Raw genomic sequence first — 16,906 nt, 5'->3', positions numbered from 1 at the left:
GTTCCCACCTGTCTCCTGGAGACCACCATGTTGCTCAAGACGACGTTTGCGACTTCCCTGTTGGCGCTGGCGGGCCTGGCTCACGCGCAGATGACGCCCGCGGGCGTGTGGAAGACCATCGACGACGACTCGAAAAAGGAGAAGTCGCTGGTGCGCATCACCGAGAGTGGCGGGGTCTTCAGTGGTCGCATCGAGAAGCTGCTCGACCCGGCCAGCGACTCCAAGGGCGTGTGCGACAAATGCAGCGACGACCGCAAGGACAAGCCCGTTCTGGGCCTGGAGATCCTGCGTGGCATTCAGCAGAGTGAGAGCGACAAGGCTGTTTACGAGGGCGGCACCATCGTCGACCCGAACAATGGCAAGAGCTACCGCGCGCGCCTGAAGCCGGTCAACGGCGGCGCTCAGCTCGAGATGCGCGGCTATCTCGGCCCCTTCTACCGCACGCAGATCTGGCACCGTGTCGAATGACACCCCGCCAGCTATTCACGGAAAACACATGAACCGATTCAACGTCAGAAAAGTCGCCGTGCTCGGCGCCGGCGTGATGGGCGCGCAGATCGCGGCCCACCTCGTCAACGTCAAGGTGCCCGTCGTTTTGTTCGACCTCCCGGCCAAGGAAGGCCCGAAGAACGGCATCGTCACCCGCGCGATCGAGAACCTCAAGAAGCTCAAGCCTTCGCCCATCGGCGTGGCGGCCGACGCCGACCTCATCGCCGCGGCCAACTACGAAGAGCACATGGACCTGCTGGGCGAATGCGATCTCGTGATCGAGGCCATCGCCGAACGCATGGACTGGAAGCTCGACCTGTACGGCAAGATCGCGCCGCACGTGGCCGCGCACGCCATCGTCGCGTCCAACACCTCGGGGCTGTCGATCACGAAGCTGAGCGAGGCGCTGCCCGAATCCATCAAGCCGCGCTTTTGCGGCATCCACTTCTTCAACCCGCCGCGCTACATGACGCTGGTGGAGCTGATCCCCACGCCCACCACGCAGCCCGAGATCCTCGACCAGCTCGAAACCTTCGTGACCAGCGGCCTGGGCAAGGGCGTGGTGCGCGCCAAGGACACGCCCAACTTCATCGCCAACCGCATCGGCATCGCCGGCATGCTGGCCACGATGAAAGAGGTGGAGAACTTCGGCCTCACCTTCGACGTGGTGGACGACCTCACCGGCAAGCGACTGGGTCGCGCCAGCAGCGGCACCTTCCGCACCGCCGACGTGGTGGGCCTGGACACCATGGACCACGTCATCAAGACGCTGCAGGACAACCTCAGCGCCGAGACCGACCCGTTCTACGCCAGCTTCGGCACGCCGCCCGTGCTCAAGGCCCTGCTGGAGAAGGGCCACCTGGGTCAGAAGACCAAGGCCGGCTTCTACAAGAAGGTCGGCCGCGACGTGATGCGCTTCGAGCTGGAGAGCGGCGACTATGTGCCCGCCGGCCAGAAGGCCGACGAGGTGTACGGCCGCATGCTCAAAAAGCCCGCCGGCGAGCGGCTCAAGCTGCTGCGCAACAGCACCGGGGCGCAAGGGCAGTTCCTGTGGGCCATCCTGCGCAACAGCTTCCACTACGCCGCCGTGCACCTGGCCACCATCGCCGACACCGCGCGCGACGTCGATCAGGCCATGCGCTGGGGCTTTGGCATGAAGCAAGGTCCGTTCGAGCTCTGGCAGGAAGCGGGCTGGCTCGAGGTGGCGAAGATGATTCAAGAGGACATCGACGCCGGCAAGGCGCTGAGCAAGGCGCCGCTGCCCGAGTGGGTGTTCAAGGGCCCGGTGGTGGAATCGAATGGTGGTGCGGGCGGCGTGCACACCGCGCAGGGTTCGTGGAACCCGGCCAAGGGCGTGTTCGAGCCGCGCCGCGAACTGCCGGTGTACCAGCGGCAGGCATTCCCCGAGCTGCTGCTCGGCGAAGCCGGTCCGCGCTTTGCCGACGCCGGCACCACCATCGAGGAAACCGATTCCATCCGCCTCTGGACGCTGGACAACGAGGTGCTGATCGCCAGCATCAAGACCAAGATGCACGCCATCAGCCCCGAGGTGTGTGAAGGCCTGATGCAGGCGGTGGAACTGGCCGAATCGCAGTACCAGGGTCTGGTGATCTGGTCGGGCGACGAGCCTTTCAGCGTGGGCGCCGACCTGCAGGCCATGCTGCCGGCCTTCATGGCGGTGGGCGTGGTCGCCATCGAAGACGCCGAGGGCTTCATGCAGCAGACCATGCTGCGCCTGCGCTACGCCAGCGTGCCGGTGATCTCCGCGATCCGCGGCATGGCGCTGGGCGGTGGTTGCGAGCTCGCGGTCTACAGCAGCAAGCGCGTCGCCCACATGGAGAGCTACATCGGCCTGGTGGAAGTCGGCGTTGGCCTGATCCCTGGCGCCGGCGGCCTCACCTACATATCGCGCCGCGCGGCCGAGAACGCCGCCACGTCGACGGGCAAGGACCTGCTGCCCTTCCTCACCGAAGGCTTCACCGCCGCGGCCATGGCCAAGGTGGGCACCAGCGCCATCGAGTCGCGCAGCATCGGTTATCTGCTCGAGTCCGACCTGATCGTGCCGCACAAGGACGAGCTGCTGTTCGTGGCGCTCAACGAAGCCAAGGCCATGTTCCGCGCCGGCTACCGCCCGCCGCACAAGCGCCTGTTCCCGGTGGCCGGTCGCGACGGCAAGGCCACCGTCATGGGCCAGCTGGTCAACATGCGCGATGGCGGCTTCATCAGTCAGCACGACTTCCACATCGCCAGCCTGATCGCCAACGTGGTCACCGGTGGCGACGTCGACCCGGGCACCCTGGTCAACGAGGACTACCTGATGACGCTGGAGCGTCAGGCCTTCTGCGCGCTGATCACGCACCCGAAAACGCAGGAGCGCATCCTCGGCATGCTCAATACCGGCAAGCCCGTGCGCAACTGAGGAGCCTCACCATGAGCAAACAAATTCAAGACGCCTACATCGTTGCGGCCACGCGTACGCCCATCGGCCGTTCGCACAAGGGCTCGTTCAAACACCTGCGCCCCGACGATCTGCTGGCCATTGCGCTGCGCTCGGCGCTGGCGCAGGCGCCCGGGCTGGACCCGAAGGCCATCGAAGACGTGATCTGCGGTTGTGCGATCCCCGAAGCGCAGCAGGGCCTGAACGTGGCGCGCATCGGCGCCATCCTGGCCGGCCTGCCCAACAGCGTGGGCGGGATCACGGTCAACCGCTTCTGCGCCTCGGGTCTGTCGGCCGTGGCCATGGCGGCCGACCGCATCCGCGTGGGCGAAGCCGACGTGATGATCGCTGCCGGTACCGAGAGCATGAGCATGGTGCCCATGATGGGCAACTCGCCCAGCCTGTCGCCCGCCATCTTTGCCAACACGCAGGACGTCGAGCAGTACGGCATCGCCTACGGCATGGGCCTCACCGCCGAGAAGGTGGCGCAGCAGTGGAAGGTCTCGCGCGATGCGCAGGACGCCTTTGCTCTGCAGTCGCACCAGCGTGCCGTCATCGCCATGAAGAACGGCGAGTTCAGCAACGAGATCACGCCGGTGGAGGTCACCGAGCGCAGCGTCGACCTAGCCAGCGCCGAGGTGAGCACGAGCCAGCGCACCGTGAGCCTGGACGAAGGCGCGCGCCCCGACACCAGCATCGAAGGCCTGGCGAAGCTGCGCACCGTGTTCGCCGCGCGCGGTTCGGTCACCGCGGGCAACAGCTCGCAGACCAGCGATGGCGCGGGCGCGCTGATCCTGGCCAGCGAGGCTGCCGTCAAGCGCTTCGGCCTCAAACCGCTGGCGCGCTTCGTGAGCTACGCCAGCCGCGGCGTGCCGCCGCACATCATGGGCATTGGCCCGGTCGAGGCGATTCCCGCGGCGCTCAAGTACGCCGGCCTCAATCAGGACGACATGGACTGGATCGAGCTCAACGAGGCCTTCGCGGCGCAATCGCTGGCGGTCATGAACACGCTCGGCCTCGACCCCGCCAAGGTCAACCCCATGGGCGGCGCCATCGCGCTGGGGCACCCGCTGGGCGCCACGGGTGCCATCCGCTCGGCCACGGTGGTGCATGCACTGCAACGTCACCAGAAGAAGTACGGCATGGTCACCATGTGCGTCGGCATGGGGCAGGGCGCAGCGGGTATCTTCGAGCGCGTCTGAACACCTCGCCTTTACCGCCATGAGCCATCCCTTCGACCAGGCCGTCGCCCTGCATCCGCTGGGCGAACACCGTTACGGCGGCGCCACCTCGGCGGCCTACGCCAACATGGTGGGCCCGTTCGGCGGTGTCACCGCGGCGGCGGCCCTGCAAGGGGTGCTCGACCACCCGGCGCGCCTGGGCGATCCGGTGTCGCTCACGGTGAATTTCTGCGCGGCACTCAACGACGGCGCCTACGAGCTCACCGCGCGGCCCGTTCGCACCAACCGCTCGACCCAGCACTGGGTGCTCGAGATCGTGCAGGGCGGCGAGACGGTGCTCACCGGCACCGCTCTGACTGCTGTGCGACGCGACACCTGGGGTGCGCAGGACGATCCCGCCCCGCGCGTGCTCTCACCCAACGCGCTGGGCAAGCCCAACATGGCGGCACCGGTCGAGTGGGTCAGGCGCTACGACATCCGCATCACCGACGGCGCCATTCCGCGCGTGTGGGACGGCGCCGGCGAGCACAGCCGCACCACGCTGTGGGTGCGCGACGAGCCGCCGCGTGCGCTCGATTTCGCCAGCCTGGCGGCCTTGTGCGATGTGTTTTTTCCGCGGGTGTGGTTGCGCCGCGCCACACGCGTGCCCGCGGGCACGGTGTCCATGACTTCGTACTTCCATGTCGGCCAGGCCGAACTGGCCGCGGTGGGCGAGGGCTGGCTGGTGGGGCGTGCCGAGTCGAGCGTGATGCGCAACGGCTACTTCGACCAGCGCGGTCAGCTCTGGAGCCAGGCCGGCGCCTTGCTGGCCACGACGCACCAGGTCGTCTACTACAAGGAATGACGATCCTGCGGCGCCGCCGCTTCAGGGGCGCCCGAGGAACAGGTACAGACCGGTGTAGCCCCTGGGCGCACTCACCACGCTCAGGTAGAGCGGGCCGAGCCCGGTGTCTGCGCCAATGAACAGGCTGCTGCCGGCCAGCAGGTTCCCCAGCGAAATATCCTTGCGGTCCAGCCAGGCGTTGCCGGCTTCGATCGAGCCACCCACGAACATGGCGCGGGCAAATCCGGGGTCCCAGTCGAACTTGCGGTAGTAGGTGAGGCGACCGAACACCAGATAGCTGCCCACCACCTGCCCGGTGCGAAAGCCCGAGAGGTTCTGGAAACCTCCCAGCGAGTACTCGTCGATCGCGCCGACGGGAATGCGGTTGGCGTGCGCCAGCCGGGCGCCGACGTTGAAGGTGTGTTGGCCGAACGACTTCACGCCGGTGAAGCTGCCCTCGATCCGCGCAAAGCTGTCGCGCTCACCGCCACGAACTTCGCGTTGACCCACCACCACTTCGCCCAGGGCCCGGTAGCCACGCGAGGGGAAGTTGGCGTAGTCGAGCTGGTCGGTGATGACCGCCGAGCGCACCCCCACCTCGCTCCAGTGCACATCGAGCACACCGGTGTTCAGGTTGAAGCCCGGTTGCACCAGCTCCAGTTGCGAGCGACGCGAGCTGGCCACGACGCCCACCCGCAACTCGCCAATGGCACCACGCAGGCCAATGGGCCAGCCCAGGTCGGCGCCGGCGCGAATCGTTTCGCGGCGGATGCGCACCAAGGGGCGGGTGGCTTCGTCGTAGAGATCGACCTTGCGCACCGTCAGGTCGGCGTAGGCCGATGCGAAGGTGCTGCCGGCCAGGCCCAGCGGCTGGTAGATCTCTGAGAACAGGCCCAGGGTCTCGCCCAGCTGGATGCGGTTGCGCCACTCGGTGCCGCTGTCGGTGAGCCAGTGCCGGTTGTGGCTCAGCCGCAGATTGAACGCGCCTTCGCCCCGAAAGTCGGTGCGCAGGTCCAGACCCACGCGCAGGTAGTTGGGGCCCCAGTTGTTGTCGCGCAGACCGACCACCAGGTCTTCGCCGCCGCTGTCCGGGTCGCGCACCAGCCGGTAGTCGATGCGCTCGTAGTCGCCACTGGCCGCCAGGTGCTGCAGGCTGTCTTCGATGCGCGTGATGTCGGCGCGCTCACCTTCGAGCTTGTCCAGACCCACCGCCAGGCGCTCGGCGCGGCGCTCGTTCACGCCCTCGAAGCGGATGCTGGCGATCTTGCCGACGCGCGAGGCATTGAGCTCGGCCTGCGTGGTGCGCGCCTGGGTCCAGGCCTGGTACTGCGCCGCAGGCACGGTAAAGCGCGCCAGCGAGTTGCCGACGGTCCGTGCATAGGTGTTGCCCAGTCGCACCAGCTCGGGTGCCTGGGCGAAATCGGCCGAGGTCAGCTTGCCCAGCGGCGGTGTGAGCAGCAGATCGCGTGGGGTCAGGGTGGCGATGCTGGCCTGCACGTTCTGCTCGGTCAGGATGTTCACCATCTGGGTGGTGATGCCCAGCAGCGAGTCCAGGGTGTCGCGCTTGGCCAGCGGTGTGCCGATGTTGACCGCGATGATCACCTCGGCCCCCAGTTCGCGCGCCACGTTGACCGGCAGGTTGTTGACCAGGCCGCCGTCGCCCAGGATGCGCCCGTTGATCTCCAACGGCGAGAACACGCCCGGCACCGACATGCTGGCGCGCAGCGCCGCCGCCAGGTCGCCGCGGTCCATCACCACCGCCTGGCCGGTCTCCATGTCGGTGGCCACCGCCCGAAAGCGCGTGGGCAGGCCGTCGAAGCTGGGCAGGTGGCGCGTGGGCAGGGTGTAGCGGCGCAGCAGCATCTCCAGCGAGCGGCTGGACACCGCCCCGGTCGGCAGGCGGAACTCGCCGTCGCGAAAACCCAGCAGCAGCACCGGCGACAGCTCGAAGTCTTCTTCCTTGCGCCGCTGCGACAGCATCTGGCGCGGCTGGCGGGTGCTGAACAGGCCGTTCCAGTCGACCGCGAGGATCTCGCGTTCCAGCTCGTCGGCGGACATGCCGCTGGCGTAGAGCCCACCGACGATGGCGCCCATCGAGGTGCCCACGATCAGGTCGACCGGCACCCGGGCCGCTTCCAGCGCCTTGAGCACGCCCACGTGGGCAAAACCGCGCGCACCCCCCCCGGACAACACCAGCGCCACCCGCGGCCGTGGCTGGGCCGGCAAGGCGGGCGCGGCCGAGGGGTCGACCGCAACGGGTTGCTGCGCCGAAGCGGGCGCGATCAGCAGGCTCAGACAGAGCCACAGCAAGGGCAGACGACGGGCCATGAGAGGGGTGGGGGAGTGACGCCGGCAAGTGTAGGTGCCGATCGGCGTCACACAAGCCGCGAATGGGGGCGATACAGGCTGTCACGAACCGGTCAGTCCCTGGGGTGTCCACCCCAACGCCTGGCACGCGCTTCGTGATACCTTGCCCGGCTGTTTCCACCCTCACCGCGCCCCGCGCCCACCCCATGAGCGACATCCTCGTCCACACCGAAGCCGGCATCCGCACCATCACGCTCAACCGCGTCGACAAGAAGAACTCCATCACCGCCGCCATGTACGGCGCCATGGCCGATGCGCTGACCTCCGCGGTCGACGACGCGTCGGTGCGGGTGGTGTTGTTCCAGGGGCACGAAACGGTGTTCTCGGCCGGCAACGACATCGGCGACTTCCTCAACCAGCCGCCCGCGGGCATGGACTCACCGGTGTTTCGCTTTCTGCGCGGCATCGCCACCTTCCCCAAGCCCTTGCTGGCTGCGGTCTGCGGGCCAGCCGTGGGCGTGGGCACCACCCTGCTGTTCCACTGCGACCTGGTCTACGCGGGCGACAACGCCGCCTTCTCCATGCCCTTCGTGAACCTGGGTCTGTGCCCCGAGGCGGCCAGCAGCCTGCTGGTGCCGCAGATGCTGGGCTACCACCGCGCGGCCGAAGCGCTGCTGCTGGGCGAGCCCTTCATGGCCGAGGCCGCACTCGAAGTGGGCCTGGTCAACCGTGTGGTGCCGCCCACCGAGGCCAACGGCATTGCGCAAGGCGTGGCCAGGAAGCTCGCCGCCAAGCCGCTGAGCTCGCTGATCGAGACCAAGCGCCTCATGAAAAAGGGCCAGACCGAGCTGGTGCTGGCCACCATGGGCGAAGAGGGCGCCAGCTTCGGGCGCATGCTGCGCGAGCCGGCCGCCAAGGAGGCGTTCACCGCCTTCATGGAGCGCCGCAAGCCCGACTTCTCGGCGCTCTGAGGAGCGCGCCGTGGCCGACGCCGTCGAGCAAGCCAAAGCCCACTTCTTTGCGGGCAACGCGCATTTCGAGGCCGGTCGGTTCGACGCGGCGCGCACCGACTACGAAGCGGCGCTGGCCCATGTGCCGGGGCGGCCGTCGGTGCTGGCCAACCTGGGCATCACCCTGTGCCGCCTGGGCCACTGGCGCGAGGCCCTCGTGCAACTGCAAGCCGCCGTGCAGGCGGACGACGCCCACGTGGACGCCTGGGCCGCGCTGGGGCTGGCGCGCGAAGCGCTCGACGACTTCGCGGGCGCCGCTCAGGCCTTGCGTCGGGCCATGGCGCTGGGCGCGCCACAGGCCGGTCTTCGCCTGTCGCTGGCCATGTGTGAACTGCAGCTGGCGCATGCGCGCGAAGCCCTGCAGGCGCTGGACGAGGCCTTGCAGATCGATCCGGGGCTGGCCGAGGCCTGGACCCAGCGCGGCCACATGATGCGCCACGGCGGGCAGCTGGACGAAGCCGCGCGCTGCTTTCGCCAGGCCATGGCGCACGGCTCGGACGACGAACTGCACCGCTTCTTTCTGGCCGCGGTCAGCGATGTGCGCGAGCCGCCACCGCCGCCGGCCTTGTACGCGCGGGCGCTGTTCGACCGCTACGCCGACGATTTCCAGGACCACCTGCTCGCGCAACTGCGCTACACCGCACCGCAGACGCTGCTGAACCCGCTGGTGGCGGCGGGTGTGCGCTGGCAGCGCGTGCTCGACCTCGGCTGCGGCACCGGGCTGTGCGCGCGGGTGCTGGCGCCGAATGCCGATGCCATCGATGGCGTGGACGTGGCCGAGGAGATGGTGCAGCGCGCGCAGGACAGCGGGCTGTACCGGCAGGTGGTGCGCGCCGACCTGCTCGACGCCCTGCGCGATGCGAATGGGCACTTCGACCTGATCGTGGCGGCCGATGTGTTCATCTACGTGGGCGCGCTGGACGCGGTGTTTGCCGCGGTGACCGATCGGCTGGCGCCGGGGAGCACATTCGCCTTTTGCGTGGAACAGGCCGACGAAGGGCGCGCGCTGCAGCTGCGCCCCAGCCTTCGCTACGCCCACGGGCGTGCCGCCATTGAGGCCCTGGCGAAGGCCGGCGGACTGAACGTCGAGGCATTGTGGTCGGCCCCCATCCGCGAGGACCAGCGCCAGCCCGTGATGGGCTGGTACGTGCATCTGCGCCGGCCTCTGTCGCCTTGAGCGGTCGCCGCCGGGCTCAGTCCGCGTTCTTGCGCGCCACCCAGTACGCCGCACCCTGCGAGCCGTAGCGCTCGGCGTGCGGCACGTCTCGCGCCAGTGTGAAGGTGTCGCCGGGTCGCAGGTGCCGTGTGTGCGCATCCACGGTGAGCCACATCTCGCCCTCGGTGACCACGGCCTTCACCGAGAAGGGGTGGGTGTGGGTGTCCAGCACAGTGTCCGGGTTCCAGCGCCGCTCCAGCACCTCGTCAAAGCCCTCGATCAAGGCCTGATCGCGAAAGGTCTCGAAATGCAACGTGTCCATGGCATCGCATTCTCGGCCTACCATGCGCGCCTGTCATGCGAGTGTTCTGTCCCGCAAATAACGGGCATTTCGCTGCGCCAAATCGGGGCGCAGGCTAGGCGTGGGCGCAGGTCAAGCCTGGGCGGCTTGACCTGTGGCCGCAACGACGCATGCGCCCCGATTCGGCGCAGCCCGAAGGGTTCGGCGCCTGCGGGGCTCTCGCCGGGCGCCCAAAGGGGGTCAAGACATCCAGTCTTGACCCCCTTTGGGCACCCACCGATAGCTCCCCCATCCATCGAACGAAATGCCCGTTATTTGCGGGACAGAACACTAGGAGAACTTGTTGTGTCGTACATGCTGCTCATCGTCGAACCCGTCGGCCAGCGCGCCGAGCGCACCGAAGCCCAGGGCCGCGAGGCCTATGCCCGCATGAAGGCCTTTGGCGATCGTCTGCAGGCCGAAGGCAAGCTGCGTGCGGTGGAGTCGCTGGCCGGGCTGGGCGACGCGGTGCGGGTGAGTGCCGCGCCGGGCGCGCAGCGCCGCATCGACGGCCCCTTTGCCGAGGCCAAGGAAATGGTGGGCGGCTTCTACCTGCTCGATGGCGTCTCGCGCGACGAGGCCATCGCCCTGGCGCAGCAATGCCCGGCCGCGCAATGGGCCACGGTCGAGGTGCGTTCGCTCGCGCCCTGCTACGACGAAAGCCAGGCCTGAGGCGTCACCAACGCTCAAGCGACCAACGGTCTGTCGAAATCCGGGCAGTCCGTCCGTCGTGACAGGACAAGGCGACGGAATCGGCCGCCGCCCACAGGAGAACGCCGTGATGAATCCCGTCGTGCACTTCGAGATGCCCTACCGCGACCGCGACCGCGCCGCCCGCTTCTACGCCAGCGCGTTTGGCTGGAAGACCCAGGCGCTCGGCCCCGAGATGGGCGAATACCTCTTGCTCACCACCACCGAAACCGATGCCAAACCCGGCGCGCCGGCGGGTGCCATCGGTGGCGGCATGTTCCCCTTCAAGCCCGACTGGCCGGCGCAACACCCCTCGGTCGTGGTGGGCGTGGAAAGCGTCGATGCCGCCATGCAGCGTGTGCGCGCCGCCGGTGGCCAGGTTCTGGGCGAGCCCATGATGATCCCGGGCGTGGGGCGCTACGTGGTTTTCGTTGACACCGAAGGCAACCACAACAGCATGATCGAGCCGCTCATGGGCGAAGGGGGCTGACATGCGCTTCATGCTTATCGTGCGTTCACAGCCCGAGTTCGAGGCCGAGACCTCGCCCGATCCGGACCCGGCGGTGTTCGAGGCCATGGCGCGTTTTCACGAGGAACTCGCGCGTGCGGGTGTGTTGCTCGACGCGGCTGGCCTGCACCCCAGTCGCAAGGGCTGGCGTGTGGTGCACGGCGCGGGCGCGCCACGCATCGTCGACGGCCCGTTTGCCGAAGCCAAGGAACTGATCGCCGGCTACACGCTGATCCAGGCGCGCAGCCGCGACGAGGCCCTCGAATGGTCGCGGCGTTTTCCCAATCCGGCCAGCGCCGGGCGCGAAGCGGTGGTCGAGGTGCGTCAGCTGATCGACCTGGATGAATTCACGCCGGGCGACACGGTCGAGAGCTTTCGCCGCCTGCTGCAACCCTGAGTGCCCGACAAGGAATCACCATGCCTTCCAAACTCTTCGTCAACCTGCCCGTCGCTGACCTGCCGCGGTCGGTGGCCTTCTACACCGGGCTGGGCTTCACGCTCAACCCACGCTTCACCAACGAGCAGGCGGCCTGCATCGTGGTCAGCGAGCACATCTACGTGATGCTGCTGGTCAAACCGTTTTTTCAGGGCTTCACCCACCTGCCGGTGGCCGACCCCTCCAAGGCCACGGCGGTGCTCAACGCACTCGACTGCGCCAGCCGCGAGGAGGTGAAAGCCCTGGTGGCCAAGGCACTGGCCGCCGGCGGCACGACCCCCAACCCGGTGCAGGACCACGGCTTCATGCTGCAACACGGCTTTGCCGACCCCGATGGCCACCAGTGGGAGGTCTTCTACATGGACGAAGCCGCTGCGCCGCAGCAGTTCTGACCCGGCGCACACACCCAGGCACGCATGCACAGTGCGGTTCACCAACGCATCGCCGCCACCTGGCGGCTCGAATCGGCCGCCGTGGTGGCGGCCGTGGCGCGCCGCGTGCGCGACCTGGGGCTGGCCGAAGACATTGCGCAGGACGCGCTGGTGGCCGCGCTCGAACACTGGCCGGTGGACGGCATGCCCGACAAACCCGGCGCCTGGTTGATGCGCGTGGCGCTCAACCGCGCGCTGGACCACCTGCGCCAGCGCGCCACCCGCGAGGGGCACGAGGCCGACATCGCGGCCGACCTGCAGGCCATGGAAGCCGACCGCGTGCCCGATGTGGCCGACACGGTGGATGCCGCGCGCCAGAACGTCATCGGCGACGACATGCTGCGCCTGATGTTCACCGCCTGCCACCCGGTGCTGTCGGCCGATGCGCGCGTGGCGCTCACGCTCAAGCTGCTGGGGGGCCTCACCACCGGCGAGATCGCGCGCGCCATGCTGCAGACCGAGAGCACGGTGGCGCAGCGCATCGTGCGGGCGCAGCGCAGCCTGCGCGACGCGGGTGTGCCCTTCGAGGTGCCCCGTGGCGACGCCATGACCGAGCGCCTGGGCTCGGTGCTGGAGGTGATCTACCTCGTGTTCAACGAGGGCTACACCGCCACCCGCGGTGACGACTGGATGCGCCCTGCCTTGTGCGACGAAGCGCTGCGACTGGCGCGCCTTCTGGTGGGCCTGATGCCCGAGGAGCCCGAGGTGCTGGGCCTGCTGTCGCTGCTGGAAATCCAGGCCTCGCGCCAGGCAGCCCGCACCGACGCCGAGGGCCGGCCGGTGCTGCTGGAGCGGCAGGACCGCAGCCGTTGGGACCGCCTCCTGATCCGCCGTGGCCTGGCGGCCCTGGACCGCGCCGAGTCGATCGCACCGGCCCCCGGCCCCTACCAGTTGCAGGCCGCCATCGCTGCCTGCCACGCCCGCGCCGTGCGCGCCGAAGACACCGACTGGGCGCACATGGCGGCGTTGTACGCCGACCTTGCCCAGCGGCAGCCGTCGCCGGTGGTCGAGCTCAATCGGGCGGTGGCTGTGTCGCGGCACGCGGGCGCCGCCGCTGGCCTGCAAGTGCTCGCGCCGTTGCTGAACGAGCCCGCGCTGGCGCGTTACCCCTGGTTGGCCGCGGTGCATGGTGATCTGCTCGAACAGCTGGGCCAGCGCGCCGAAGCGCGCGCCGCTTTCGAGCGCGCCGCCGCACTCACCGAGAACGCGCAGGACCGCTTGCTCATGCAGGCGCGCGCCCAGGGGCTTGCCGCCAAGGGCTGAGCCGGCACCGGGGTGAGCACCGATGCGCGCGGCCCGCACGCTCGGCACACTCGGTGCCACCATGGCCGACCCCTCCACTTCCACCACCACCTCTGCCGCCACCACTCCCGTTCTCATCGTGGGCGCCGGCCCGGCCGGCCTGGCGGTGGCGGGTTGCCTGCAGCAGCGCGGCGTTCGCGCAACGGTGCTCGAACAGGCCTGCGGGGTGGGCAACGCCTGGCGCAACCACTACCAGCGTCTGCACCTGCACACGGTCAAGACGCATTCGGCCTTGCCGGGTCTGCCATTCCCGGACGACGCGCCGCGCTATGTGCCGCGCCAGGGGGTGGTGGACTACCTGGAGGCCTATGCAAAGCACCACGGCATCGAGCCGGTGTGTGGCGAGACCGTGGTGAGCGTTGAGCGCGAGGGTGGGCAGTGGTTGGCCCACACCGCAGGGGGTCGCCGATTCAGCGCGCCGGTGCTGGTCGTGGCCACCGGTGCCAACCGCGAGCCGGTGGCGCCCACCTTGCCCGGGCAGGACGCCTTCGCCGGCCGCGTGATGCACAGCCGCAGTTATCGCAATGCCGAGCCATTCGCCGGTCAACGCGTGCTGGTGGTGGGCATTGGCAACACCGGGGCCGAGATCGCGCTCGACCTGGCCGAACACGGCGTGGTAGTGGCCTTGTCGGTGCGCTCACCGGTCAACATCGTCAAGCGCGACGTGATGGGTCGGCCCACCCAGCTCTCCAGCATTGCGCTGAGCAAGCTGCCCGAGCCCCTGGGCAATGCCCTGGGTTCGCTGCTGCGCAACCTCACGGTCGGCGACCTTTCCCGCTGGGGCTTGAAGACGCCCTCCGTCTCGCCGTTGCACCAGCTGCGCCACGACGGCAAGACACCCATGATCGACATCGGCACCGTCGATCGCATCAAGCGGGGCGACATCGGCGTGTTCCCCGGCATCGCCATGCTCACGCGCGACGGTGCGCGCTTCACCGATGGCCGTGAACAGGCCTTTGACGTGGTGCTGCTGGCCACCGGCTACCAGGCCGCGCTGCAACCCCTGTTTGGCAGCGTGCCGCTGCCGCTGGACGCGCGCGGCCTGCCGACGGTGCTGCACGGCGACGGCGCATTGCAAGGCGTGCACTTCGTGGGCTTCGACATCCGCCAGGCCGGTGGCCTGCTGCGCACGATCGCGCAACAGGCCGAGCGGGTGGCCGCGCGCATCGCTGCCTGAGCCATCTTGCGTGCGTGTGACGCTCGCCGGTCGTCTGGCCATTTGCCCCTTCGGTTGCAGGGCGTAAGAAATCCGACCAGCATGCGACCCACGACGTGCACAACACACAGGAGACCGCATGAAGGCCATCTGGAACGGCGTGGTCATTGCCGAGAGCGATGACATCGTCCTGGTCGAGGGCAATTCGTACTTCCCGGCCAGCGCCTTGCGCGCCGAGTACCTGCAGCCCAGCAACCACCACACCTTCTGCCCCTGGAAGGGCGAAGCCAGCTACCACAGCCTGTTGATCGACGGCGAGCTCAACCGCGATGCCGTCTGGTACTACCCCGACCCCAAACCCGAGGCCGAGATGGTGCGCGATCGGGTGGCCTTCTGGCGCGGCGTGCAGGTGACGCCCTGATGCAGCGCGACGGCCCGGGCGAGCTCGCCCTGCGCTTTGCCGAAGTGCGCGCGCGCAGCGTGGCGCTGTGCGCACCCCTGACCATCGAAGACCATGTGGTGCAACCCGTGGTCGACGTCAGCCCGCCCAAGTGGCACCTGGCGCACACCACCTGGTTCTTCGAGGCCCTGCTGCTGGCACAGGCCGACAAGCATCACCGCCCGTTTCACCCCGCCTATGGCTACCTGTTCAACAGCTACTACGAAAGCGCGGGTGACCGGGTGCCCAGGGCGCAGCGCGGGCACCTGAGCCGGCCCACGGTGGCCGAGGTGATGGCCTACCGCACGCACGTGGACGCCGCGGTACAGGCCTGGCTGGGCACGCAGCCCGAGTCGCGCTGGCTTGAGCGGCTCGAATTGGGGCTGCAACACGAGCAGCAGCACCAGGAGCTGCTGCTCACCGACATCAAATACATCCTCGGCCACAACCCCTTGCGCCCGGCGTATGCCGACACCGACACCTCGGCCGTGGCGGTCGGGCACGAACACCCCCACGCGCACGCCGCGCAGGCGCAGCCCCTGGCGTGGCGTGCCCACGCCGGTGGTGTGGTGCGCATCGGCCACGCAGGTCAGGGCTTCGCGTTCGACAACGAAGGCGCACGCCACGAAGTGCTGCTGCAGCCGCACGCGCTCGCCGATCGCCTGGTCAGCAACGCCGAGTACCTGGCCTTCATGGTGGCGGGGGGCTACGACAGTGCGCGCCACTGGCATGCCGACGGCTGGGACTGGCGCCACAGCAGCGGCGCCTGTGCGCCCATGTACTGGTTTCTCGGCGACGACGGCCAGTGGTGGCACCAAACCCTGCGAGGGCCGCAAGCGCTGCCGATGTCCGCACCGGTCACGCACATCAATTGGTACGAGGCCAGCGCCTACGCCGACTGGGCCGGTGCGCGATTGCCGACCGAGGCCGAGTGGGAAACCGCGGCCGGCAACGGCATGGCCTGGGGCGAGCGCTGGGAATGGACCAGCAGCGCCTACACGCCGTACCCTGGCTTCGCGCGCGACGAAGGCGCGGTTGGCGAATACAACGGCAAGTTCATGGTGGGGCAGCAGGTGCTGCGCGGGGCTTCGTTTGCCACGCCGCCGGGCCACGCGCGCCTGACCTACCGCAATTTCTTCCAGCCGCCCCTGCGCTGGCAATACACCGGCATTCGCCTCGCACGATGAGCAAACGACGCCCCATGCTGGCCTGTGAGCCCGCACCCTCACCCGAAGAGGAACGACCCCAACCCGGCACCCTGGCCGGCGATGTGTTGGCGGGCCTGAGCGCCACGCCCAAGCGGCTGTCGTCCAAGTACTTCTATGACGCGCAGGGGTCGCGGTTGTTCGAGCGCATCATGCGCTTGCCCAGCTACTACCCAACGCGCGTCGAGGCCCGCATGCTGCGCCGCCATGCGCGCGATCTGTTGCACGCACTGGCCCCGACGGGTGCCGCCGTCGAGCTGCTCGAGCTTGGCAGTGGCGACGGGCGCAAGACGTTGGCGCTGTGCCGTGCCTGGCTCAAGGCCGGGGCGAGCCTGAGCTACCGGCCAATGGACATTTCGGCGCAGGCACTGGACCGGCTTGGCCAGCGCATGGCCAAGCAGCTGCCGGATCTGGCGGTGCATCCCTTGTGTGGCGACTACTTCCAGACCTGGCCGATTCCGCGCGCCGGGCGCCACCAGGTGGCGCTGTTTCTGGGCAGTAACCTCGGCAACTTCGCCGAGACCGAGGCGGTGCGGTTTCTGCGGCGCGTGCGCGCCCACCTGCGCGCGGGCGACAGCCTGCTGCTGGGCCTGGACCTGCGCAAAGACCCGCACACCGTGCTGGCTGCCTACAACGACCCCGAGGGCGTGACCGCGGCCTTCAACCTGAACCTGCTGCGCCGCCTCAACCGCGAGCTGGGCATGGACTTCGCGCTCGACGCCTTCCGGCACTACGCCAGCTACTGCCCCTTGCAGGGCGTGGCGCGCAGCTTTCTGGTGAGCCAGGCGGCACAGGCCGTGCACAGCACGGTGCTGGGCACCGGCTTTCACTTTGCGCGCGGCGAGGTGATCTACACCGAGCAGTCCCAGAAGTACGACCAGGCCGCGGTGCAGTCGCTCACCGCGCAGAGCGGCTTTGCCGTGCACAGCTGGTTCGAGGACCCTGAGCTGCCTTACGCCCTGGTGGCCTGCCGCGCCCTGGGCTGAGGCCTGCCCC

General features: G+C 68.7%; 17 protein-coding genes. 15 read left to right on the top strand and 2 right to left on the bottom strand.

Features of this window, described 5'->3' with window-relative positions:
* The first annotated feature begins 27 nt into the window (after positions 1–27).
* From KF871_RS16845 to KF871_RS16830, 4 genes are read left to right on the top strand one after another with little or no spacing between them, the layout of a single operon-like run.
* Positions 28–468 carry a DUF2147 domain-containing protein gene (locus KF871_RS16845; RefSeq protein WP_291145175.1) on the top strand — a complete coding sequence of 147 codons (441 nt, stop codon included), beginning with the start codon at positions 28–30 and terminating at the stop codon, positions 466–468.
* A 28-nt stretch (positions 469–496) separates the two neighbouring features.
* Positions 497–2,908 (top strand): 3-hydroxyacyl-CoA dehydrogenase/enoyl-CoA hydratase family protein, encoded by a 2,412-nt coding sequence (locus KF871_RS16840; protein WP_291145172.1) that lies wholly within the window; start codon positions 497–499, stop codon positions 2,906–2,908.
* Between the two features lie 11 nt (positions 2,909–2,919).
* Positions 2,920–4,128 carry an acetyl-CoA C-acyltransferase gene (locus tag KF871_RS16835; RefSeq protein WP_291145169.1) on the top strand — a complete coding sequence of 403 codons (1,209 nt, stop codon included), beginning with the start codon at positions 2,920–2,922 and terminating at the stop codon, positions 4,126–4,128.
* Positions 4,129–4,147: 19 nt separating this feature from the next.
* Positions 4,148–4,951 carry a thioesterase family protein gene (locus KF871_RS16830; RefSeq protein WP_291145167.1) on the top strand — a complete coding sequence of 268 codons (804 nt, stop codon included), beginning with the start codon at positions 4,148–4,150 and terminating at the stop codon, positions 4,949–4,951.
* Positions 4,952–4,972: 21 nt separating this feature from the next.
* Here the strand turns inward: KF871_RS16830 and KF871_RS16825 are convergent, their stop codons facing one another.
* Positions 4,973–7,258 (bottom strand): patatin-like phospholipase family protein, encoded by a 2,286-nt coding sequence (locus KF871_RS16825; RefSeq protein WP_291145164.1) that lies wholly within the window; start codon positions 7,256–7,258, stop codon positions 4,973–4,975.
* A gap of 185 nt (positions 7,259–7,443) precedes the next feature.
* Here KF871_RS16825 and KF871_RS16820 point away from each other — a divergent pair, with 185 nt between their 5' ends.
* Complete coding sequence (locus tag KF871_RS16820) at positions 7,444–8,208, top strand: enoyl-CoA hydratase (RefSeq protein WP_291145161.1); 765 nt, start codon at positions 7,444–7,446, stop codon at positions 8,206–8,208.
* A 10-nt stretch (positions 8,209–8,218) separates the two neighbouring features.
* Entirely contained in the window at positions 8,219–9,424 is a 1,206-nt protein-coding gene (locus tag KF871_RS16815; protein ID WP_291145159.1) for a tetratricopeptide repeat protein, read from the top strand.
* A 16-nt stretch (positions 9,425–9,440) separates the two neighbouring features.
* On the opposite strand, the gene KF871_RS16810 is transcribed toward KF871_RS16815, so the two are convergent.
* Complete coding sequence (locus tag KF871_RS16810) at positions 9,441–9,725, bottom strand: cupin domain-containing protein (protein ID WP_291145157.1); 285 nt, start codon at positions 9,723–9,725, stop codon at positions 9,441–9,443.
* A 324-nt stretch (positions 9,726–10,049) separates the two neighbouring features.
* On the opposite strand from KF871_RS16810, the gene KF871_RS16805 reads away from it, so the two are divergent.
* The 9 genes from KF871_RS16805 to egtD all read left to right on the top strand — a co-directional run bounded on the left by KF871_RS16805 (position 10,050) and on the right by egtD (position 16,896).
* Positions 10,050–10,415 (top strand): YciI family protein, encoded by a 366-nt coding sequence (locus KF871_RS16805; protein WP_291145154.1) that lies wholly within the window; start codon positions 10,050–10,052, stop codon positions 10,413–10,415.
* Between the two features lie 109 nt (positions 10,416–10,524).
* The gene (locus tag KF871_RS16800) at positions 10,525–10,923 is read left to right on the top strand and encodes a VOC family protein (protein WP_291145261.1); all 399 of its coding nucleotides are present in this window, start codon (positions 10,525–10,527) and stop codon (positions 10,921–10,923) included.
* Position 10,924: 1 nt separating this feature from the next.
* Positions 10,925–11,338, top strand: coding sequence for a YciI family protein (locus KF871_RS16795; RefSeq protein WP_291145151.1), 414 nt, complete (start codon positions 10,925–10,927; stop codon positions 11,336–11,338).
* 20 nt (positions 11,339–11,358) lie between these two features.
* Positions 11,359–11,769, top strand: coding sequence for a VOC family protein (locus tag KF871_RS16790; RefSeq protein ID WP_291145149.1), 411 nt, complete (start codon positions 11,359–11,361; stop codon positions 11,767–11,769).
* Between the two features lie 24 nt (positions 11,770–11,793).
* Positions 11,794–13,071: a sigma-70 family RNA polymerase sigma factor gene (locus KF871_RS16785; RefSeq protein WP_291145146.1), complete on the top strand. Its 1,278-nt coding sequence runs from the start codon at positions 11,794–11,796 to the stop codon at positions 13,069–13,071.
* A 61-nt stretch (positions 13,072–13,132) separates the two neighbouring features.
* Positions 13,133–14,287: an NAD(P)/FAD-dependent oxidoreductase gene (locus KF871_RS16780; RefSeq protein WP_291145144.1), complete on the top strand. Its 1,155-nt coding sequence runs from the start codon at positions 13,133–13,135 to the stop codon at positions 14,285–14,287.
* 118 nt (positions 14,288–14,405) lie between these two features.
* Positions 14,406–14,687, top strand: coding sequence for a DUF427 domain-containing protein (locus KF871_RS16775; protein ID WP_291145141.1), 282 nt, complete (start codon positions 14,406–14,408; stop codon positions 14,685–14,687).
* Entirely contained in the window at positions 14,687–15,892 is a 1,206-nt protein-coding gene (gene egtB, locus KF871_RS16770) for an ergothioneine biosynthesis protein EgtB (RefSeq protein WP_291145139.1), read from the top strand. The genes KF871_RS16775 and egtB overlap by 1 nt, the downstream gene beginning before the upstream one ends.
* The gene (egtD, locus tag KF871_RS16765) at positions 15,889–16,896 is read left to right on the top strand and encodes an L-histidine N(alpha)-methyltransferase (RefSeq protein ID WP_291145136.1); all 1,008 of its coding nucleotides are present in this window, start codon (positions 15,889–15,891) and stop codon (positions 16,894–16,896) included. The genes egtB and egtD overlap by 4 nt, the downstream gene beginning before the upstream one ends.
* Positions 16,897–16,906: the final 10 nt, after the last annotated feature.

It is taken from the genome of Hydrogenophaga sp. (assembly GCF_019635465.1).
In the GTDB taxonomy this organism is placed as follows: domain Bacteria; phylum Pseudomonadota; class Gammaproteobacteria; order Burkholderiales; family Burkholderiaceae_C; genus Hydrogenophaga.
The sequence above is the reverse complement of the archived record's forward strand: the minus strand, read 5'-3'. Positions and strand labels throughout refer to the sequence as shown.